General features: G+C 39.4%; 14 protein-coding genes and 1 tRNA gene. 6 read left to right on the forward strand and 9 right to left on the reverse strand.

Annotation, left to right across the window (positions count from 1 at the left end; genetic code table 11):
- The first annotated feature begins 1,024 nt into the window (after positions 1–1,024).
- The 6 genes from B5D46_RS09535 to B5D46_RS09555 all read left to right on the forward strand — a co-directional run bounded on the left by B5D46_RS09535 (position 1,025) and on the right by B5D46_RS09555 (position 8,164).
- Positions 1,025–1,453 (forward strand): MarR family winged helix-turn-helix transcriptional regulator, encoded by a 429-nt coding sequence (locus B5D46_RS09535; protein ID WP_078929267.1) that lies wholly within the window; start codon positions 1,025–1,027, stop codon positions 1,451–1,453.
- An 11-nt stretch (positions 1,454–1,464) separates the two neighbouring features.
- Complete coding sequence (locus B5D46_RS09540; RefSeq protein WP_078929268.1) at positions 1,465–1,926, forward strand: cupin domain-containing protein; 462 nt, start codon at positions 1,465–1,467, stop codon at positions 1,924–1,926.
- Between the two features lie 247 nt (positions 1,927–2,173).
- A complete protein-coding gene (locus B5D46_RS09545) occupies positions 2,174–2,905 on the forward strand; it encodes a dihydrofolate reductase family protein (protein ID WP_078929269.1) in 732 nt (243 codons plus the stop codon).
- Positions 2,906–3,017: 112 nt separating this feature from the next.
- Positions 3,018–3,107: transfer RNA gene (locus B5D46_RS09550), tRNA-Ser, on the forward strand.
- A gap of 161 nt (positions 3,108–3,268) precedes the next feature.
- Complete coding sequence (locus B5D46_RS12200) at positions 3,269–3,415, forward strand: hypothetical protein (protein WP_159443082.1); 147 nt, start codon at positions 3,269–3,271, stop codon at positions 3,413–3,415.
- A gap of 366 nt (positions 3,416–3,781) precedes the next feature.
- On the forward strand, positions 3,782–8,164 hold the full coding sequence (locus B5D46_RS09555; RefSeq protein WP_078929270.1) for an EAL domain-containing protein: 4,383 nt from the start codon (positions 3,782–3,784) through the stop codon (positions 8,162–8,164).
- Between the two features lie 81 nt (positions 8,165–8,245).
- Here the strand turns inward: B5D46_RS09555 and B5D46_RS09560 are convergent, their stop codons facing one another.
- The 9 genes from B5D46_RS09560 to B5D46_RS09600 form a co-directional block, all read right to left on the reverse strand.
- Positions 8,246–9,121, reverse strand: coding sequence for a hypothetical protein (locus B5D46_RS09560; RefSeq protein WP_078929271.1), 876 nt, complete (start codon positions 9,119–9,121; stop codon positions 8,246–8,248).
- 204 nt (positions 9,122–9,325) lie between these two features.
- Positions 9,326–10,243, reverse strand: coding sequence for a PPK2 family polyphosphate kinase (locus B5D46_RS09565; protein WP_143675657.1), 918 nt, complete (start codon positions 10,241–10,243; stop codon positions 9,326–9,328).
- A 136-nt stretch (positions 10,244–10,379) separates the two neighbouring features.
- Entirely contained in the window at positions 10,380–11,396 is a 1,017-nt protein-coding gene (locus tag B5D46_RS09570) for a family 8 glycosyl hydrolase (RefSeq protein ID WP_078929272.1), read from the reverse strand.
- Between the two features lie 8 nt (positions 11,397–11,404).
- Positions 11,405–11,863, reverse strand: a complete 459-nt coding sequence (bcsD, locus tag B5D46_RS09575; protein ID WP_078929273.1) for a cellulose biosynthesis protein BcsD — start codon at positions 11,861–11,863, stop codon at positions 11,405–11,407.
- The gene (locus tag B5D46_RS09580) at positions 11,863–16,146 is read right to left on the reverse strand and encodes a cellulose synthase subunit BcsC-related outer membrane protein (RefSeq protein WP_078929274.1); all 4,284 of its coding nucleotides are present in this window, start codon (positions 16,144–16,146) and stop codon (positions 11,863–11,865) included. Before B5D46_RS09580 ends, bcsD begins: the two co-directional genes overlap by 1 nt.
- An 11-nt stretch (positions 16,147–16,157) precedes the next feature.
- Positions 16,158–18,560, reverse strand: coding sequence for a cellulose biosynthesis cyclic di-GMP-binding regulatory protein BcsB (locus tag B5D46_RS09585; protein ID WP_078929275.1), 2,403 nt, complete (start codon positions 18,558–18,560; stop codon positions 16,158–16,160).
- A complete protein-coding gene (bcsA, locus tag B5D46_RS09590; RefSeq protein ID WP_078929276.1) occupies positions 18,553–20,664 on the reverse strand; it encodes a UDP-forming cellulose synthase catalytic subunit in 2,112 nt (703 codons plus the stop codon). The genes B5D46_RS09585 and bcsA overlap by 8 nt, the downstream gene beginning before the upstream one ends.
- A 14-nt stretch (positions 20,665–20,678) precedes the next feature.
- Positions 20,679–21,470 carry a cellulose synthase operon protein YhjQ/BcsQ gene (locus B5D46_RS09595; RefSeq protein WP_159443083.1) on the reverse strand — a complete coding sequence of 264 codons (792 nt, stop codon included), beginning with the start codon at positions 21,468–21,470 and terminating at the stop codon, positions 20,679–20,681.
- Positions 21,471–21,495: 25 nt separating this feature from the next.
- A complete protein-coding gene (locus B5D46_RS09600) occupies positions 21,496–22,065 on the reverse strand; it encodes a hypothetical protein (RefSeq protein WP_078929278.1) in 570 nt (189 codons plus the stop codon).
- Between the last annotated feature and the right edge of the window lie 564 nt (positions 22,066–22,629).

Below are 22,629 nucleotides of genomic sequence, written 5' to 3' on the forward strand. Positions count from 1 at the left end.
TCCAGGAAAGCTTCACGAGATAAGGCTTTATTCTTAATCTTTTGCTTTTCTGTTAGATAGCAAACCTGAAAGACTCTTGCTGCCAGATCAACTCCTACAGGAACATATCCTGCAGATAGTTGCATGCTGTATAAAGCAAGTTCGCCTTCGTTTAGCTTTTGAGAATTGCCCGCCATTGAATAGCTCCATTGTTGTTTGTTAAACAATCACACAATTCAATTTAAAGGTTCGGCCTAGGATAGAAACTTAAGACTGAATAATGCGGTTCAAGGAAGTACCGTTCATAATTTTCCTTGTCACCACATCATTCTTAAGTCTGAGGTTTCCGCTCTGCTATTTTTTTTGATGAAATTAGAAAGAAGATTTTTTATGCTGGAATTGTTATAAAGTCATGTTTTCTGACTTTGTGCGGACTGATTCCTTTCTACTATATTATCTTGGATAAAATTCAGCAGTATAATGATTGGGGAAAGCAGTTATAGTCCCTATAATATGGGTAGATATATTTGTTTTTGTTTTCCTGATTATTATTTATGCCGTGACTGCAAGGAGAGAGAAATGATCACCGTATGTGCAGCTGTTGGAGCAATGGTTTTTGCAGCTGGCGTTATTGTCTATATAGTTTTGAAGTATTAGTAAAGCTGGCTGTAAAATAATTTCAATTTATCAAGTCCTCGTCTGAGGACTTTTCTATTTTCGTATAACCTTTTCTATAACAAGACTTCCTTCTTAACTCGTTTTGTCTTGGTCTATCTAATTTAATAATATATTTATACTTTTTTTTTAAGTATAATTATTATTTTATAAATCAATAAGTTATAAATATAACACAAAAAAATTTGTAATTCTTCTTGATTTTAATTAGATATCTAACTATATTGGTATTATCTTAATTAGATATCTAACTATTATTTTTTGGGAATTCTTAAGAAATAATTAAAAGAGTTTTTTCTCCCTGCATATAAAAGTGGAACAGTACTGGAAATGACTGAAAAATTCTTTTAAGAACTAAAGAGATTTATATATGAAACACTGTATTGTTGCTATGGCTTCGGCGCTACACCGTTGTGCCAATGATTATCTTGAACTGCAGCTTAAGGAAAAGGGGCTTACAGGTATTGTTCCATCTCATGGAGATATTCTTGTGAATCTCTATCAGAAAGAAAGCCTAACCATGCAGGAGCTGGCCAGACTCATCAAAAGAACCAAGGCAACAACTACTGTACTTGTGGATAAACTTGAAAAACAGGGACTGGTTACAAGAATCAGGTCACCAAAGGATGGACGCAGTACTCTGGTCACACTGACAGAAAAAGGCACTTCATATGAAGATGTATTTAATCAGATCGGAGAGAATCTTAACCAGAGAGTAATGAATCAGCTTACAGAAGATGAAGCTAATCTTCTGGAAGGACTTTTAAACAAAGCTATATCAGGATTTACACAAAAATAGAGAGGTAAAAAATGGCATTCGAAGTTGTATTATCAGATAAATCAAAGAAATTTGAAAATAAGTCTGAGTCCGAGCATGTATCTTTTTGTGATATTGGAGAGTTTGCATGTATTAAGGACTATATTATGGAGTGTCCAGATGCCAAGCTGACCATGAATTCCAAGCTTTTCTTGAAAGATCTTCTGAAATTTACTGGAATGGAAATGTCCTTTGGCTACATGGAACCTGATACCGTTGGTCCATTTTCTCACAAACACAAGCTCAATGAGGAAGTTTATATTGTGCTTAGTGGAAATGGCACCATGACAGTAGACAATAAGGATTATTCTCTAAAGGAAGGCTCTGTTATGAGAATTGATCCAGCTGGTGTACGCAAACTGTCATCTGGTAACAAAGGTCTTACCTATATCTGTATCCAGACCAAGAGCAACTCTTTAGAAGGCTATACAATGACAGACGGAGAGATCCTTTAATCTCTTCCTTTGATTAGTTTAAGACGAGGGCAGGAATAATCCTGTCCTTTTTTTTAGTATAAATTTTTTTTCCTTTTGGAGATTCTAATACATACCTGTATTGATTAAATGTACGTATATAATAAGATAAATACCTCTGTTGTCTCAGGATGCTCGGAATTTATTGCTTAGATATTCTTATTTCTCAAGAATCCTTTTTCTTTTTTTGTATAATCATATTGTTGTTGTCTTGTAGAGGATTCTTTATATGGTTACTACTCCTTCCCAGCGAGTCATATGTCTTATGGAAAGTTCTGTTGATGGACGTATTGATGAGTCCAGATGGTCTGTTCTGTACAGCGAAAAAGGGGAAGGTGATCCGGATGTTTACTATGAAACTCAGAAGAAAATCAGAGCGGACGTTTTTGTATTAGGTGTTAATACTGTAAAACGACACTACTGTTCTGATGAGTTCCACTCAGAAACTCACACTAAGGTAGAGAATCCAGAACCCTTTTTAGGTATTCGCTCTCACAGCAAGATGACAGCGGTATTTGATTCAAAAGGTTCTGTTGCATATAAAGACAACAATCTTGGAAATACCACTCTAATGGTTATTCTGGGCGAAGATACCTGTTCTCAGGAGTATCTTGATTATCTTAGAGAGCGCGAGATTTCATATACATTTGCAGGAAAGGATGGCAACGATATCCGCAAGGCTTTAAACAGTCTTTATTCTGATTTTGGATTAAGAAAAGTTCTGTTAAGCGGTGGCGGCAAGATCAATGGGTCCTTCTTAAAACAGGGCCTTATTGATGAGCTTTATCTTGTGATTTATCCTGGTGTTGATGGTCTTACTGGTGTTGGATCTATCTTTGAGTATGAGGGCAAACCTGATGATAAGCCGGGTAAGGGACAATCTCTTGAGCTTATTTCTTGTGAAGTGGTCAGGGCAGGAGTTGTCAGACTCAGATATAAGTTCCATTTCTACTCGTGTTAAGTCTATTATTCATTTTTTTGAAATAAGGCGTTTTGGTCGTTATTTTTGATGATCTGTTATGGTCTTACTCTTGCAAATTACAGATTTTTAAGTAAAATAACATCGTTCACATGGTGAGATGTCCGAGAGGCTGAAGGAGCACGCCTGGAAAGCGTGTATACGTTAACGCGTATCAGGGGTTCGAATCCCCTTCTCACCGCCACTTCTTTTTTTCCCCTTTTTTCATTCGTTCTGTATTGAGTTGTATCTTCAATTAAAGGTCATTACCGTCATTCAACTTCTTCTGTTGACCCTAAGACAAAAGAGCCGGATGATGATTTTTCAAATAACACCTTCTACCTGGAAGAGGTTATTGGAGACGTTGTGTATGATGTTAAGGAATCTTTAGGAAGCAGTAAACTGGTAAGTGGAATGGGCTTCGGAGAAAAGTTCAAGTCGCTGGTTAAGGGCGCATTTATGCAGTTCTCAGATGCTCCTGGAGGACATGTTCAGCCTGAAGTCAAACTTTAAGAGAAGGAGGACTCTACTTTATGATGTAGAGTCCTGAGCAAAAAAAACGAAATAAAAAAAACTTGCAGATCTTTGTGGCTCTGACAAGTTTTTTTTATGCCTTTTAAACTCAATATAAAAATATTCGTTTCGAATCTTTGAGCAAGCATGTGTTTTTCAGAAAAAAAATGTAATAGCCCGCTAATAATTGGGATTAACACAAGATTTTTAAAGATATTTGTGTTTATCATTTAACAAAGTGCGGGCATTGGCTTTGTTCATATTCTGTACAACTGTCTGTAAGTCTGCCTGAACCCACTCGAAAGCTATTAAAACATAAGAAGCGAAAAAGCTTCGATTTCTTCAGGAAGTAAATTTGAGGTACTGATGAAGAACAAACTAGTTGGCCCTTTATTATATGCTGCGGATAGTGGAAGCCGCCGTATTTATAATTCGCATTCAGCATCAGCTGGATACGATCCTTTAACTAATCTTGCCAGTATCAGAGAATTTCAGTTTTTAGCTCCCAATACTGTTGATGAGATATTCTCCAAGGGAAAGACTCCTGCTGTTCTTTTCTTTGATCTTGCCGGTATGAAGGCTTTTAATCTTCGTTATGGCTTTGATGAAGGTGACAGTCTGCTTGTTAGTTTTAAAGATATTCTTGTATCCAAATTCGGCAAGAGAAACTGTTGCAGATTCGGAAGTGATCAGTTTGCTGTTATCAGTACGACAGAGTCGGTTGAGAAAGATATAAAGAGTGTATTCTCATCTCTTACCACTGCAAATTCAGGAAAAACATTAAATGCAAGAGCCGGTATTTACGCTCTGGCTCTTGCTGATGAAAATATAACTTACGCCATTGATAAAGCAAAGATGGCCGCTGATTTAGGTAAAAACTCCATTGAATCAAGATATATCTGGTTCAATGAAAAGATGAGCTCAGACTATCTGTTAAGAGAATATGTTGTTTCTCATCTTGATCAGGCTATCGAGCGCGGCTGGATTCGTGTCTATTTTCAGCCTGTAATCAGAACTCTGACCAGAAGAATCTGCAGCTATGAGGCACTGGCCCGCTGGGATGATCCTACCTATGGATTTCTGCAGCCAAACCAGTTTATCTCAGTACTTGAGAATAACGGTCTGTCCTTCAAGCTAGATATGGCAGTCGCCAGACGTTCTGCTCAGATTATGCGTTCGTTGATTGATGACGGCAAATCTATTGTTCCTGTATCTCTAAACTTCTCAAGACACGATTTTAACCTGGGTGATCCTGTTAGCGCTCTTGAAAGTATTCTTAAGGAATTTGATCTCCCTTCTGATTACTTTGTTGTAGAAATTACCGAGTCGGCTGTTATTAAAGACAGTTCTCTGATGCGAAGCATGATTGAGAGATTTCATGAGATCGGCATTGATGTCTGGATGGATGATTATGGTTCAGGGTATTCATCATTAAATGTTTTAAAGGACTTTAATTTCAATGAAATTAAAATTGATATGGAGTTCCTGCGAAATCTGAATAAGCGTTCCCAGATTATTATCACTCAGACTATTCAGATGGCAAAGAAGCTTGGCATTCATACCCTTGCTGAAGGTGTTGAAACTGAGGAGCAGTATGAATTCCTCAATAAGATTGGCTGTGAGAAGATTCAGGGCTATTTATTCGGACCTCCAACGAGTTTTGCTGATATTTTCGATTATATTAAGGAAAAAGGTCTGGAATGCGAATCAAGAGAGACCTGCGCATTCTATGATCAGGCAGGTCTGGTTGAGATTTCAGAAGACAAGCCTACAGCCTTATTCTTATACGGCAAGGATAAGAAATTTGTTCTTCTGCATGAAAATGATGCCTATAAGAAAATAATCATGTCAGATCAGATTTCTGATGCTGACGCAATCAGAATCAACATGAATAGCAGTGATTCAGTTCTGAGCAGAAAGTTCAGAAATCTTGCCAAAAGAGCAATTTTAAATGGTGTAGAGGAGAAAATGGTCTTCGTGGACAGAGGCCATTATTATCTTTTCTCCTTTGAGCAGGTCGTAAAAAACCGTAATTTCTCACTTCTTCTTGCTCACATTGATGCAGTTAATTATGACTTCGGAATAAAGCAGAATGAGATTTTTGACAATACTCTGCGTAACATTATTTCGGTCTTTGACAGTATTTATCTTGTGGATATGAATACTGACTCAAGAACTGTAATCGTCAGTGATCTTCCTTCGGAAAAAAGTGGAGACGTTCTTTACGGCTTAAAGGAGTTCTACGCCAACTACCCTGTTCGTCATATTTATCCCGATGATCTTGCGCGCTGTCGTCAGTTTATGACCAAGGATTTTCTAATTGAGAATATAAACAAGTATCAGCGAGGCTTCTACGAGGATTCTTTCAGAATTAAAAAGCCTGACGGCAACTATGAATGGAAGGATTTCATCATTATAACCATGCCTGAAACTGATAATAAGGTTATGTTTGTCTGCATCAAAGCATCTTCCATGGATTATCAGAAAGACATCGTTTCAACTGTAAACCGTTATTTTGGATTTGATGCAAATGGAAACTCATCAAACGCTATCGCAAAAGATGCTCTGCTGTGGCGAACACTTATGGAGCAGAGTCATGTAAAGATTTTCTGGAAGGATAGTCAGAGAAGATTTGTCGGAGTAAGCAAATCATTTTTAGATTACTACAAATTTAAATCCTTTGACGAGATCAAGGGTAAGACCGATGAAGAGGTTGGCTGGCATACAAATAATGCTCCTTACCGTCAGGATGAGCTTAATGTTTTAAAGAAAGGTCTAATTATCAGAAATTCCGACGGAGAGTGTGTGGTTGATGGTGTCGTCAGACCAATTTCTGCTACAAAATTCCCAATCTACAGGAAAGGAAAAATCATTGGCCTGATGGGGTATTTTATCGATCTGGATGATAAAGAACATAGTAATGAAGATAACACAGATTCAAGGTTTACTGATCATGTAACCGGTTTTATGAACTCAAGAGGCGTTCTTCTGGCTCTGTTTGGTATGGAAAACGAGCTTCATGATCATAATCGTGACTACACTGTAATTCTATGTGAAGTAGGGGCAGTAACTCTCTTAAGACGAGAGTATGGCCTGGCTTTTGCGGAGAAGGTTTTAAAGGAGATTGCCAGAAGAATAAAATCAGTATTCACTCCTATGACAACTCTGGGAAGACTGCAGTCTGGAAGATTCATTATCTGTTATAGGGACAGTACTGACAGACTTTCAAAGATTCTTCAGAAGCTTAAGGATGAAATCAGTAAAATCAAAGAGGTTGATTCCCATAAGTGTTCTCTAAATGCGGAAATTGGTATTGCTAAAGGCTATGAAGCTTCAAATTCTCAGAAGGTAATTGATCTGGCTTCCAAACGCATGAGATCTAGTCATGGCAGAACTACATATAAGAATATTCAGTCCAATGACCTTTATTCTGATTTGCCTTTGCCATATGCGCTTATTCATCCTGTTATTGAAGATGATAAGGTTATTGATCTGCAGTATCTTTACGTTAACAGTAAATACTGTGAAATTGCCGGCAAGACAATGGATGATATGGTAGGTCGAACCTACAGAGAAGTCTTTCCAAATGCAGATGTTCAGTGGATTCAGTTTACTAAGAAAGCCTGTCTGGGAGAGGTAACCTCTGGAAGAGTATTCGCAGATACAATTCATCACTGGCTGCAGTTTTACTGTTCTCCTGCATCAAAGCCTGGCTGCTGTTCGGTGATGTTTACTATTTTCGATGAGGACAAGAAGAGTTATGACAAACTGACAAAGGGAAAGGCTACTGATGACTGCATCATCAGGATTGCAAGAACCTTGAACACTGAGCCTAATATCAATACAGGTATCACCAAATCCTTTGAATATCTGGGTAGGGTTATTCATCCAGACAGATTGTTTATATTTGATATAGACGGCTGGACAGTATGCAGATCTCTTGAGTGGTGCCGTAAGGGGATAACTTCACATTTAATTCATCGCAGATCATTTGACTATAGTATTATCAGCTACTGGGAGAAGATTCTGTTTAATGAATCCAGTATTGTGGTACATGATACTGAGGTTGTATCAGAGTTCAGTCCAAAGCTTTATGCATTCCTCAAAAAACTGAAGATAACCAATTTCATTGCAACTCCTCTGTATAACGAGGGTAAGCTTGTAGGTTATCTGGTAGCTGAGAATTACAGAGCTGATGAGCTGGTTGATACCAGACGTATTCTGGAAACTGTATCCTATTTCATTGCAGATCGTAAGGCTTTGAGTGTCTCATTAGAGAAGCTTAAAATGCTAAGCTCCCATGATTCTCTGACTGGAGCAGGAAGTCGTAACGCTCTTTTTGAAAAAATAGATGAGCTTCGTAAGGTATCCTGCATGGTTGGTCTTGTTTTTGCTGATTTGAACGGTCTTAAGGTAATCAATGATAATAATGGACATGCTGCCAGTGATGAGGCCATACGTGCTGCAGCAAATATGCTCTTTAGATTCTGTGGAAAAAAGAATGTCTACAGAAACGGAGGAGACGAGTTCATCGCTATACTTCCAAATATGTCTTTAGGAGCTTTTGATCTTGTTCGCGAGAATCTTAATGAAGCAATCGGAATAGAAAAAGGCTCGTCTCTTGCAATCGGCTTTGAGTGGTGTGATGATTCTAAAAAGCTCATAGATGCCATGAAGAGTGCTGACAAAAAGATGTATGAGGATAAGGCAGAATACTACAGAAAGCACGATAGAAGACACAGAGAGTAAGAATTCTGAAAAAAATCCATCGATTCTTTTTATTTTTTTATTTGAATCGATGGATTACTTTTTACAAGAATTTAGAAACAGCTAGACTTTGTCTGAAACGTGGTTCTGCCCCTTTGCCGCTGCAAGAATAGAGGTAATGGTTTTGCCTAATGACAGAGTATCGTAATTCAGCTTGTCCTCAAGTTTTTCAGTATTCTCAGTAACTTCCTTATATGCAGGAGATACAAGCTCTTTGTACTTTGCTATAGCTGTTGCTACTGATAGTGTGTCTGAGAATTCAACTTTACTGAAAAGGGTAGTGACTTTCTTTATAAGCTCAAGATTTGATGCTACAACCTTATCTTCAGTGACGGTTGCAAGATCATCCATCTGAGCTGTTTCAGATACCTTATAGGCATAGAAATCGTCAGTTGTCTTCTCAAAGTATTTTCTGATGATACTGTCATGCTGCTCCTGAGCCTTGTCTATAAAGCCGTTTAATGCTTTGTTTATTAGCTCTCCCTGTTCAGCGTTCAGATTCTTTCTGGTGTATTTTTCAACGATATTGCGGGCAATTTCAAAATGTCCGTAATTAACATAATCAAGGAGCTTTGAATCGGTAATTGAACCTTTAATGGCGCCTTCAGCACTTTTTAGTACAGTTACAGCATTTGCCATTTCTTCTGAAGTAAATTCAACTCCATCAACAGATATGCTGTTATCTGATTTCTGTTCAGGCTTTTTTCCTAAAAGGCCTTCAACACAATCTATTACTTCGTTCATCCTTTTTCCATTCTCCACTTTTTCCTGATCTCTGTACTTCCTGATAACTGATGCAGCATCATCAATTATTGAATTGATCTTTGCTTTGATTTTTTCCTTCTGCGGATCAACTTTTGGTGAGGAATTTTTTTTGTTTACATAGTGACTAGGTTTAAGTGTGTTCAGGCTTTGGGAGCCGTAGGTTACCTTAATCATATTAAATCTCCTACAAAACCGTATTCTTTTAGTTATAACGGTATATGTTTGCTTTACTATCAGTATGATGGATAAGGAGATTTTTTTAAAGCACGAAATTGGTATTCGTGCTTTAGATCTGATTATTTTGAGGTAAATTGAGGCTGACGTCTAGGTAGGATAGCAATAATAGCTGTCCTGCTGAAGTATGTCTGAACACTCTGTCTATTTTTTCTTTGACTTAGATAGCTTTAAAATAGCATCACCAAAATCCTTCATATCCACGTCCTCAAACAGTGATTTGACGGTATGAATCTGACTTTTTACATCATCAGACAATTCTGGAAACTGAGGATCAATTGCTGCAAGGTTGTCTCGCACCAGCATTGCTATCAGTAATCTTGTAAACCATTTGTTATCTGCTGGAAGTACATACCATGGAGCATATTTTGTGGAGGAACGATACAGCATCTCACTATATAAATCCTGATATCGATCCCAGTACTGACGCTCTCTTATATCCGCCAGATCAAACTTGTAGTGCTTATCTGGATTTATCAGTCTTTCCGCCAGACGTTTTCTCTGTTCATCCTTGGATACATGAAGAAATATCTTAATCATATGAAAGCCGTTCTGATAAAGATATTTCTCCCAGTTACATATCTGCTCGTATCTGTCCTTCCAGATAGCAGAATCGTTTTTAATTTCGTCTGGTAGAGGACCATTTTTTATCAGATCATGTAATCTTACGGTTACAACATCCTCATAGTGAGAGCGGTTGAAGATTCCTATTACTCCGCGAGGTGGCAGCGCTCTGTTGATTCTCCACAGATAATCATGGTCAAGTTCCTCTTCTGATGGAGCTTTGAAGGAAACAATTGAAAGACCTGCTGGATTTACTTCAGAGAAGACTCGTTTTACCGCACTGTCTTTTCCTGCTGCATCCATTCCCTGAAATAGAATAATAAGACCGTGCTTATTCTCTGCCCAGAGCCTCTCCTGCAGAGTACAGATTTCCTGAGTTATCTGTGGAAATAACTTTGATTCAACATCTTCTCTTTTTACTTTTGGATCTGCTTTGGTGCTGATATCAGCCAGAGAAATTTTGTCCTTTACAAGATATGACTCAAGTGAGATTTTCATAAGCTATCCTCAACTATTAATCTATCTTTAAGTATAGGAAAAATACCGAGATTAAAAATAAAAGCTCCTAGTTATCTAAGAGCTTAAATTCAAAAAGGAACTCAAAGCACGAAAGAGAGTTGTGCTTTAGAATGGATTATTTCTGCATAAATGCATGGTTGAAGGCTAAATATGCCAGCATTGAAAGACTTGCATTGTAGTAGTCATCCTTGGCTGTAAAGACTGGCTCTTCTACTGTTTCTCCCATGACCAGTTTTCTGACATTTAAAAGACCAGAGGTCATGGTGTAGTTTGCCTTTTCACCTGTTATAACATCAACGTATGCAGGAGTTGTGGTTGAGTTGAACTTTGAGAACCACTCTTTCCAAGGTGCAAGCTCTGGCGCATTCTGATTATCCCAGTACAGATAAAGAGGAACTCTAATGGCATCATAGCTTGATCTTGTAGGCCATCTGTCTGAAACCTCTACATTGCCTTTAAGATCCATTTTTACCCAGTCAGGAGTAATAGGAACGGTTCTTCCATTCACTGCTGAAATAATTTCCTTTCCATCCTTAGCAATTTCATTCCATTTTTTCTGGTAGGTATGCTTATATAGACCGCTTAGAGCAGGGTAGATATAGTATGAAGGATTGATGGTAACAAAACTGTTTTCAAGGAAAGTGTTCACTCCAGGCAGAATAACCTGCTTTTTGGCAAAGTTAATAATCAGAGTATTCTGAATTACAGAAAGAAGCTTCTGTCCTCTTTTTGTGTAATCCTTATTCTTCCATTTCTTGCCGGCCTCAAGCAGAACCCATGCAATCATGAGGTCTCCGTCGGTAGCGTTGTTCTTGTCGGAAACAGGATCATTCTCATTTCTCTTGTAGGCCCAGACATAAAGGCCCTTTTCCTCATTGAAAAGGTTCTTCTTGGTCCATGCAAGAATCTTGTCAAAGCTCTGTCTGTCATCAAAATACAGTGAGAACAGAAGACCGTAGCTCTGGCCCTCTGTATGGGAAATATTGCTGTTACCGGTATCTACAATGGCACCGTCAGCAGAAAGGTATCTTTTTTTGTAGTCATCCCATGCCGAAGCATTTGCTGCAGAGCATAGGAAAACTAGTGAGAAAGCTGCAAGAGCAGCCTTCTTTATAAGGTCTTTCAAAGACATATAAGGCTCTACTTAACACGTTTGAACTCGAAAACAGCATCTGACGGCGCAATTATTTCCTTGATTGTGCACACCAGCTCTACAGGTGCTCCAGTCTGTCGGAACCAGCTGTTGTACAGTCCGCACATAATAACGCTGAAATACTGTAACCATTTGTTTTTGAAGTCCCCGTCATCAATGACAGGAAGATCATGATGCTTAATAATAACATGATTATCGGCATCTTCAATCTGACAGACTCCAAAGCCCATTTTGGTTAGAATATCGTTTATTTCAAGATGAAGACCTGACAGTGAGTCCACGTTTTTAACCGCATGCTTATTTGCAAGATTTACTCCGACCTCAAAGAGAAAATCGTTAACCTCACGGTTGCTCGCGTTAATATTCATCATCTTGATGATCTGAAGCAGAATCTCAATATAGCCGTTTTCATTCTGTTTATACGAGGTAGAGAAGTAGCTTTTCATTACATACCTCCCAGAACTGACTTGATGTAGAGCATTTCAGACATTTCCTTATATTCGCCGAAGGTATTGTATCCGATAGAGCCTCCGACCATCAGATCGTCTAGCAGATAGTAATCAAGAATAACCTTGGCTGAACCGCCAATTCCGCTTTCATCCTTGGCATCATATTTTGATTTCTTGAGGAAGCCAAAGCCTGCAAGATAGTCAGCAGCACTCTGATATGCAGAATTTGTAGGGAAGTAATCTTCCTCGTTTAAGTGGTAGTTCTGATATCCAAGAGATACTTCTGAGGTGAATATCAGATTCTCTGTCTTCTTCTTGTATCTGACAGGAATTGATGCCACAAAGTATTTCTGAGGTGAGAAATATCCACCGTGACCAAAGGTGAAGTTGTTTTCGTTATGCTTGAAATTCTCGTAATTGAAATCGATACCAACGGTTAAATCCTGATACATTGTTGGTTTTATAGGGTGAACGTATAGTCCAGTATTTACACCAAAGCTTGAGTTGGACAGAACGTTCTTACCTCTATAGTTATAATATGAACCTCCAAGGTAACCTCCTAAGAAGCCATCATCATAACCGTATTCAATTTTACCGCCGTTCTTGGTTACACCACCCCAGTAGGTACCGGACATAACATCCTTATAACCATAGTATGACAGCAGGGAGTCTTTAACTGCAGTACGAGACAGGTTGAATCTTAGCTCTCCATTCATTGATACAGGTAATCTGTAGAATACTCCACCAGTCAGGGTGGTTCCGTCTTTTCCTACAGGAGTTACACCCATGTTGATTCTGTAATTATCATCGGATAGACCAAGGTTAAAGCCTACACCAGAACCTCTGTTTACCCTTGCGTTGGACATGACAGATGTAGCATCAGAATACTGATTTACAGCATACATTGTTTTTCCAAGGTCACCGAACTTGTTAAAGAATTCCTTTAGTTTAGCAACACCTGCGTCAGTTGTGACATTCATTTCAGAGGCATCAAGGGTACTCTGGAATAATTTAATAGCATCTGTAAGAGACAGATTTGAAAAACCTCTCTCATCCTGGAAAGTTTTTAGTGCGCTTACCAGTTGCTCTGCGAATCCTTTTGAGTATGTAGCACCAAGTTCAGGATGACTGTCTACAAATTTTTCAATTAACGCTTTTATATTATTAAAATCAGTTGAACCAGCTGTAACACCTGAATAGGAGTTTTGAATAATAGTTAATAAATCATTATCATTATATGCAGTTGTATATTTATCGGTATCATGATTTGCGACTGCGTATGCATATTGACTCTCGTACTTTGAAATTACAGCAGCTTCAAAATCTGAATTAATTGCATTAACTCTATAGGACAGATTCTGTACTCCAACGTTAAGCGCATTGGTTCCCCAACGTTCTGAGGACTGACTTGAAAGATTTCCTGTATACATAGTATTTGGAGTAACTGTCAGATCAAGTTTTGCACTGTCAAATACAGGAGTGGAGAAGGTAACAGGTACCTCCAGGGAATTAACCTTACTTAATCCTGGTTCACCACGCTTCTGATTGGTGTTCATGCCGATAGAAATTGTGGTTGCAAGTTTATCCTGAAGTTCTCTAATCATGAAGTTAACTTCATCAAGAGATTTTTTGCGGTCCTTAGGAGTCATATTAACTGCAGTTTGAGTTGCACTGCCACCTGTAGTCCAAGGGAGAACCACCTTATCAGGCTGACTTACAGTAGATAAGGAGGACTTTCTGTTTGAGAACGGATTTCCTGGCTGATGCACAATAGTATTGGCAGGTGCAGTCATGGAGGTTGACAGATGTGAGTCTGGCAGAATCTCATAACGACCGTCTAATAGAGTACGAGCTCGTTTTAACTTAGCCAGTGCACCTTCGTAATTCTTATTCTTGTTATCAACTCTTGCCATTAAGGTCAGAGTCTGAGGATCATCGCTAGGAGCCAATCTTTGAGCCAGCTGAGTAGCTGTCTCATACTCTTTGTTTGCCAAAGCAGCATTGATGGCGCCCTTAAGTGCATCCTGTGAATTTGGATCGTTTCTTAATACATTCTCATAGATTGCATAAGCCTCATCATACATGCCGTTATCCTGATACAGACGGCCCATTGCCATATTAAGAGCAGGACTGTCAGGATTTGCCTGAATCAGAGGATACAGTGTATCGTAGGCATCTGCATGACGTTTTAATTCACGCAGAGCATCGGCTTTACGGATTGAATCGCCAACACTCAGATCATCTAATGCCTTGGCACTTGAGTTTGCAAGAATACTCATGTTGTTGGTGATTTCACGAGCCTTATCGTAGTTACCGGTTTCTGTATAGACGGTAACAATATCAGCGTATTCTTCAATACCGGCTGTTGCACTTGCAGGTCTTAACATGGCCTGATTTGCAAGATCCAAAGCTCTGTCCTTCTGGCCGCACTTTAAGTACAGATAGGCAAGATGTCCTAGCTGACTGGTCTTGAGTGTGGCAGGGGAGATACTCATAGTCTGAAGTGTATTTAAAGCAGCCTGTGGATTTCCCTGCTGAAGATACAGTTCTACCTCAGAGAAGGTTCTGTTTCTAAGAATTTCTTCTTTTAGGGCCTTGGTCTTGTGATTTGTGCTTGCTCTTGAGATGGCATTTAATGCCATTGCATACTGTTTCTGCTCATTTAAAAGCATAGCGCCTGCATACAGATCATCACTGCTTGCACCTGATCTTGTCAGATGTCTAATGTGAGAATTTGCACCTGCTGTATAGCCCTGCTTGCTCAGGTATTTAGCCAGATCATAGTGAAGCCAGGTTGCATTTGGATGCTTGTTGACACCTGCATTCAGAACATCAATTGCCTCTTCAATATTTCCGTTCTGAGCCAGATTCTCTGCATTGCGTCTGATTCCTGGAATAGGATCAACATATGGCTTTACAGTAGTTGCCTTTATGATCTTGTCTCTTACAAGCAGAGGAGCTTTGTCTAAAATTTCTTTTGCCTTGGTCTGATTACCAGCATTTCTGTACAGATAATATAAGGTCTCAGTTGCACCTGTATTATCAGGATCCTGAGCTAAAATTGCGGTTAATGCCTTCTCAGCCTCAGGATAGTTCTTCTGCTTCATGTTGGCATTAGCTTTGATAAACAGGGCATCCTTATCGTTAGGATTCTTTGACAGAATATCTTCTACAATGGCACCTGCCTGAGCAAGATTATTAAGAGACAGGTTATAATTTGCCTTTGCCAGCAGTGCATCATGACTAAGTTTTCCGGCCTTGGTGCCTCCCTGCTCAGATGCTCTTTCAAGGTATTCTGAAGCCTTGGCATAATCCTTATCCTCAAGATAGATATAGCCTAATGCTTCAAGAGCATTCTGATTATTTGGATTACGTGCCAGAATCTTTTCAAATTCTGCAATGGAAGCATTCTTGTCAACAGACTTCTTTGAATATGCGCTCTGAGTCAGATTGCCAACAATGGTTTCCTCATAGTGTTTTATAACATCTGTATTATTTCCATGTCTTGCGGCGTATCTTTTATAAAGCTCCTCATCTGCAGAAGTAGGAGTTAACCATAGAAGAGCCTGATGCAGAGCCTTGTCAGCTTCTTTTGAACGGTTAGCATAGAAATCTAAAAGCTCAATACCTTTTCTGATTGTTTCTTTACGATAGGTAAGAATCTTACCGTAGGTAATCTGAGCGTTGACATCATTAGGATTGTTTCTGATGTAGCCAGCAAGATCGGTTACAGCCTTATCGTAGTAAATCTTGTCGGCAGCCATGGTCAGATAATACTCTGATACCAGTGAGCTTGGAGGTATATTGCCAGAGAACATCTTTCGATACTCTGCAATAGCTGCTGAGGTATTGCCGCTTGAACTTAATGATCTTGCGTGATTTAACTGCTCTGCAGAGAGGTTTGACATACTCTGCATACGAGTCAGCTGCTCAAGATATGGACTGTTAGGATTAACTTTCTCCAGTCTGGCCTTGTAAGTATTTGCAGTCTGAGCCTGATTAATTTCAGATGCCCATAAAGACATATAGTACAGAGCTTCCTCATTGTTAGGATCGGCAAGCAGAATTCTGTTTAATGCCTGAGAAGCCTTCTGGTGCTGGAATTTGTCATGCCAGAATTTAGCCTGATTTAGCAGATTATCCTTAAGATTTGAAGAGTTTTTCTCCTGGTATGAGGTTGGACCGGTTGTTGCTCCGCTATTAGCTGCAAATGCTGCTGGGATCAGAATCTGAGATAGCACAATGGCTAAAATGCTTTTATTTATATTTGCTTTTTTCATATTCTAATACCTTAGTCCCAATCTTTTGTGTTGATGATGTCTTCGCCAAGACGGCTCTTTGCTCGTTTCTGCAGGTAAATTGAGATGATCAGAGATAGCATCATAATTATGAATACAGAGAATATAGCAAGCCACAGAATATGCTCACCTGCAAAATGCAGAATCTTGTAGATGGTTGAAACATCACCTGAATAAATAAAATCACCAACAGTGTATTTGATAACTCTGTCCTGTCCTGAAATAATGGTCAGATCACCGCCAACTCCGCGGTTAACCATTGGATTATCAAGATCATTTGATAACTTGGCGATTTCCTTGTCATCAGTTGCTGTTACAACCACGGCAATTCTCTGGTCATCAAATGGAGAGAGCATACTTAAGAATCCTCTCCATGAAAGAGAAGTTCTTACGTAACGGTTAGCATCAGCATTCTGGTTTCTGAAGTCGCCGGAGAACAGTCTCTCAAGACCGCGCATTACACCGCCTCTGAAATTCAGCATTCCGTAGTCATATACGTTAAGCTCATAGCCGTTGAAGGTAAAGGCTGAATTTTTAAACAGAACTGACAGAAAATCCTTGTTCATAAGAGTTGAAACAATCAGAATATCTTTTTTAGAAAGTTCCTCCTCATGCTGACGGATTTCGTTTAAGCCCATAAGAATCATAGGTTTTGAGATTATTGCTCCTGTTGCATCTCCACTGCGTGCGCCCATGTCAAACAAAGCTTTCAGTTCGTTTTCTGTTGGATTCTCTGGAAGTAGAATTGCTGTCTGTGAATAGTCTGCATACTTTGAGAATGGGAATGATGCACCAACGAAATATGACAGATTTGGCAGCTTTGAGTAATGAACAGAATGAGATAAATCAATGTAGCTTGATGAATCAATAACACTCTTGATGTTTGTGTTCTGCAGAACACTACATGGAGCATTAGCATTAAGTCTTAGATCAAAATAAAGCTCAATATCATTCTCGCCATAGATATAGGCTGGGTTAACCTGAATATGTCTGCTGGTCTGTCTTGCATTACCGCCAAATAGACGCCACATATTCTCTAAAAGACCTTTCTTGTTAACAGGCAGCTTGTCCTGGAAGAAGCCTGACAGGGAAACATTAAGTCCTGATTCTCTCTCATTGAGTTCTTTTTCAGCAGGGAATTCATATGAGACATACAGATCACCCTGACCGTCGTACATCATGTACAGATCAGGTGCGGTTCTGAATGGCAGATGAATAGAGTTATGCCAGAAGCCCTTTGTGGTCATTGACTGACCTGGCTGCAGAAGCTCTCTTAGGTATACCTTTCTGGTAGTTGGAATCCACTTAGGAGCATCATAGGCGTAACTGTCCTGAAGTGTTCTTGCATATATAGGATAGTAAGAAACATCTACAAGCTTCTCGTTTGGAGAGAAGATAGGATCGGTAAGCTGCAGAATTGCGCTGGTAAACTCTACATCAGATTCAGCAACCACATAAACTACCTTATAAGGATAGAAGTAAGGATTTTTCCTGATATATACGCCTTTCTTCTCTGGCAGAGCCATTCCTGCAATTTTCTCCTCAGGTTTGCCAAAGATAATGGCATGATTATGAGGCAGTTTATCGTAGGTTACCTTGAACTGAACTCCTCTGAAGTCAGCCTTGTTTCCTAAGAAGGATGACAGCATGTGAGCAGCCTTAATCTCTTCTTTTGAAGGATTCTTGGAGAAGACATACTCGACTGATCCCTTGCTGATATCGTATTTATCCAGGAATGGCAGTGGGAATAGTGTCAGATCAGAGTCGACCTCCATTGTATTGCCTTCAACGCTTAGGAAGCTGTTGCCTTCAATACTGATTTCATTGAAACCGGTGTAGTCGATTTTGCAGTCCTGAGATAGATCTTCTTCAATTTCAAAGGTCAGACTGTTTTCCTGAGCAAGATACTCTGATGGAACATTAAGCTCATAGCTTGAGGTCTCAACATTTGAAATTACGATTGAACCGAGCTCCTGACCGTTTAAAAGTACGGCAAGATGAGGACTTTTTTCGGCGAAGTTCTCAGTTGCTGAAATAAACAGCTCAAGCTTTGATTTGGTAATAATCTTGTCAGTTGGAAGTGTAAAATTCAGACCGCTCTGTTTCTGTCCCAGAGTCATGGTAATACCCTGAGGGAAGCCAAGCTTATCAAAAGGAAGCTCAGCTCTGTAGTTTACGTCCTTTTTTTCCTGGGTATTGATGTTGAATCCGTCTCCAGTTGAGAGATCTGTAAAATAGCTTTCGTTCTGCTCCAGAGGAGTAGAATTTAAAAGGATCTCCTGCAGCGCCTGAGGAAGCTCCTTATTCTTCTGATTATCAGAATTAACATCCGCATATCCTTGGGTAGCAAATACTAATGCAGATGTAAGTAAAAGTGTTTTTGCAAAATTATTCATTGTTTTCAACCACAGCAATATGGATGTTTTCCTTACGACGTGTACCTCTTAATGAATCCCTGATACAGCCTAGGATAGTAATGAAGGCTCTGATAGGATTATCCTGCTTGTACTCAGGTCTTACCCAGGTATCAGCACGGGAGAACAGCAGTCTTACAAACTCACGTCTTGAATCAATATCTATATCTAAAAATCTGATATGAATAAATCCGTCAGGTCCGTGTCCTGGAATAATTCTTTCAACAGGAACACAGAAGGTTTTCTTTTCTGAGGTAATCTCAATGTGTGAAATCGGATCAGCGTTTATATCAATATCTCCGTTTTCAAAGTTATCTACACGGCAGCCTGTCATTGAAAGGTCTCTCATGAGGGTACGGGAGACGTGGCCACTCTCCTGGTAGATATTTACCGGAGTCTCAAGATACAGTCGAACAGTCTTTCTTTTGTTTTCTGTTTCTCTTGCAACACAGATTGCAGCAGTCAGCAGTACAAGATTGAATACGGTCCAGCCGATATTCAGAAGAGTTGGCTCAAGCTGTGCTTCAAAATAGTTTGGCACAAACAGCTTGGTTACACCGATAATAATTGAAAGCACTAAAATTCCTGCCGCAATCAGATGTGGTCTTACAGATAGCGCATCAAAGTATGATTTATCAACTGTATCACCCTTATCGGTAACATTGAATGAACCGCTGTGAGGAGAGAACAGGGTAACTGTAGTTGGCAGAACCAGATGGAATGACAGTACCAGATCATAGATAGGGCCCCAGAAGCTGTATCTGTATCTTCCGTAAAGTCTTGAGCCTGCAAACACAGACAGTATCAGATGCGGAATTGCATAGGAGAGCAGCAGTTCTACAGAGCCGTGAACAATGGACACACCAAACAGCAGATAAAGTACTGGTGTAAACAGGAAGATAAGCACCGGTATTGCAAAGAAGAAGTACATGGTTGCTGAAAGATAGCACAGTCTCTGTGGCAGAGTCAGACCTCTACCTAAAAGAGGATTATCCAGTCTGAAGATCTGAACCATTCCACGAGCCCAGCGGTTACGCTGCTGCAGGTGTAAAACCAGACGCTCAGTTGCAAGACCGCCTGCAAGAATGTGGTCTAGGAATGCTGTTTTCCAGCCTTTTCTCTGCAATCTTAATGCAGTGTGAGCATCTTCGGTAACGGTTTCAACCGCAAAACCGCCGATTTCATCCAATGCCTTTCTTCTGATTACTGCACATGAGCCGCAGAAGAAGGTTGCATTCCAGTTATCGTTTCCTCTCTGAATTGGTCCGTAGAACAGATCATTCTCAGCAGGAATATCTCGTCCTAAATACAGATTTCTCTGAATAGGATCAGGTGAGTAGAAATGGTGAGGAGTCTGAATCAGAGCAAGCTTTGGATCCTTTAGGAATCCGCCTACTGTTGACTGCAGGAAGATCTTGGTTGCAATATGGTCACAGTCGAAAATAGCGATAAGCTCACCGTCGGTGATCTTCATGGCATGATTAAGATTTCCAGCCTTGGCGTGGTCATTCTTGGTTCTGGTGATGTAACCCACATTGGCCTCGGTAGCAAATGTAGCAAACTCCTTTCTCTTGCCGTCATCTAAAAGATAGATTTTCATCTTGTCTTTTGGATACTCAATACACTGAGCAGCAAGAACTGTATCTTTTACAACGTCCAGTGATTCATTGTAGGTAGGAATATATACATCTACGGTAGGCCACTGTGAGGTATCTTTTGGTAGAGGTACGATCTTTCTCTTTAATGCCCATGACAGCTGGAAGAAACTTAGGATCAGAACCACATAAACGTAGAGCTCTGCAAATAAAAGCAGGTATCCAAAGAACATGTCAATCCATGATGGGAAATCCAGTGTCTGGGTGATTCTAAAGAACATGTATCTGGTTGATGAAATCACTGCAACCAGCAGAATACCCAGAGAAACGAAGTGTTTTTTTGACATGAAATGAGCAAAGAAACATGTCGCAATCATGGTTATGCCATAGATAAACTGGTTATGTGTGCTCATTGGGGCAACCACCATCAGTATAAGAATTGGCAGTGCCACAAAACATAAAAACAGAGTAACAAGAAAATGGTGTTTCATATCAACTCGAATACTTATTCTTTTCTTAATGGATTGATAGTCATAGTGCCTTTGTTTACTACAAAGCCAAGCTTCTGAGCTACCTTTTTGGCTATAATCTCAATATCAAATGCAGCTGCTGAATTCTTGTTGTAATCAAATACCGCCATCTGCTGACCGGCAGCTTCAATTCCGGAAGTATCTCTATGAATCATTCCCAAAAGCTGTTCTTTAAAGTTCAGATTACAGAAATCCTGAACCTCTCTGTTTAACTTAATACGGTTGTCGATCTGATTTAGGATGATGTAAAAACCAAGTCCGCCACCGACAAGTCCGTCCATCAGACCGCCAGACATAAGCTGAGAGAATAGGGAAATGGAGGCTGCATCGGCAAGAAGTGGAACCACCTGCATATCAGATACAGATGCGATTGATTCAAGTGCCTGTGTATAGCCTGGAGCAAAGTCGGCAATGACTAGAATGTTTGGATTGTTGAACAATCCGCCCTGAACGTTCTTGAAGAAATCTGGCTCAGCCATAGCTTCATCGAGAGCTGCACGCTGTTCCTTGGTTGATTTTCCAAAAGGCAGCATGTACAGATTCTTATCAATGTTAATGCAGGCACTAGCCCAGTCGTTATGAGGAGTTGTTACATATCCTCTATCATCGTTAAGTGGTAAACCAAAATATAGTCTTAATGCATTCTGAGGGTCAAAATCAACAACAATTACCTTGGTACCTGCTCTTGAGAATGCGTAAGCTAGATTTGCAACAACGGTGGTTTTTCCAACACCGCCTTTAGGTGAACAAACACTAATTACTGGCATAATCTTTAATATCCGTTTTCTTTTATTAGCTGTTTAAAAGTCTTTTATATAAATCCTGAAGAGAATCGTTCTTATGTCCTTTAAATTCAGAGGTAACAGATGATCTGAACAGACCTGCAAAAGGTCTGGACTGACTACTTACATCTGGAATGGAGTCTGTAACCGAAGGAGTTCCTTCTTTTTTAGGTGGAACCTTTACCTCTTCCTCTGCGATTAAAGCTTCCTTTTTAGGCGCTGTTTTCTTCACTGGTGCAGGATCATCTGTAAGAGGGGACACCTTATTCTGATAAGAAGATTCGGTATTCTCAACCAGAAATGATTTTAAGGACGAGGTTCTGTTGGTTTGTAATGCGACAGATGACAGATTAACCTTGCTTGTTTTTTCAGGTTCCTGTGGTTTTACTGAGAGCAGTTCCCTTACCGAGGCTGCGGTTTTGATATTGCTTTCCTTAGGCGCAGCTTCTGTTGCAAGTTCTCTTAAAAGAGAGAATCTTGAATTGACGTATTTGTCTGAATCTGTTTCACTAAAAGTTTTGAAGTTTACTTTATCTCTATAAGCCTTCTTGAACTTTGATTCGTCAGTGTTCTCGTTCATAGCTATCACTACATAAAAATTGAATGTTGTTTATGCGTGTGATTTTCTTAAACATAAATGAAGGAACAATCCTTCAAAACATCCATAAACATGGAATCTCTGTTCTATTCAAACAATAGAAAAACATATCTTTCATAAATGAAAAATATAAATCACACACTACTTATGCTTCTTAAAATGAAGCCTGTTTTTATAATTTCCTGAGTTGATTATACACAACTGAATTTAAAACGTTTGTTGAGATATAGCCTATGTATGCGTTAATTAACATATTTAGTGAGTTTTTTTCTAAATTTGCTACGTAAATCAATTTGTTATATTGAATGGGGCTGATAGAGAAAATTTTTTTGATCGGAAAAAGTGCGAGAAAATTTTTTTGATCGGAAAAAGTGCGATAGGAGTACTTTATAAAAACACGTGTTTCCGTTTTTTTATCAAGTAATAGGCACGCTAAAACCACGCAGTTTACTGCGGGGATAAAGCGTGCCGATTAGAAAATGGATATTTTCTAATCAGGTGTGTTCTGTTGTTCTATATATTGTCTAATAATAGAAATTGAGGCTC

It is taken from the genome of Succinivibrio dextrinosolvens DSM 3072, assembly GCF_900167015.1.
GTDB classification, from domain to species: domain Bacteria; phylum Pseudomonadota; class Gammaproteobacteria; order Enterobacterales; family Succinivibrionaceae; genus Succinivibrio; species Succinivibrio dextrinosolvens.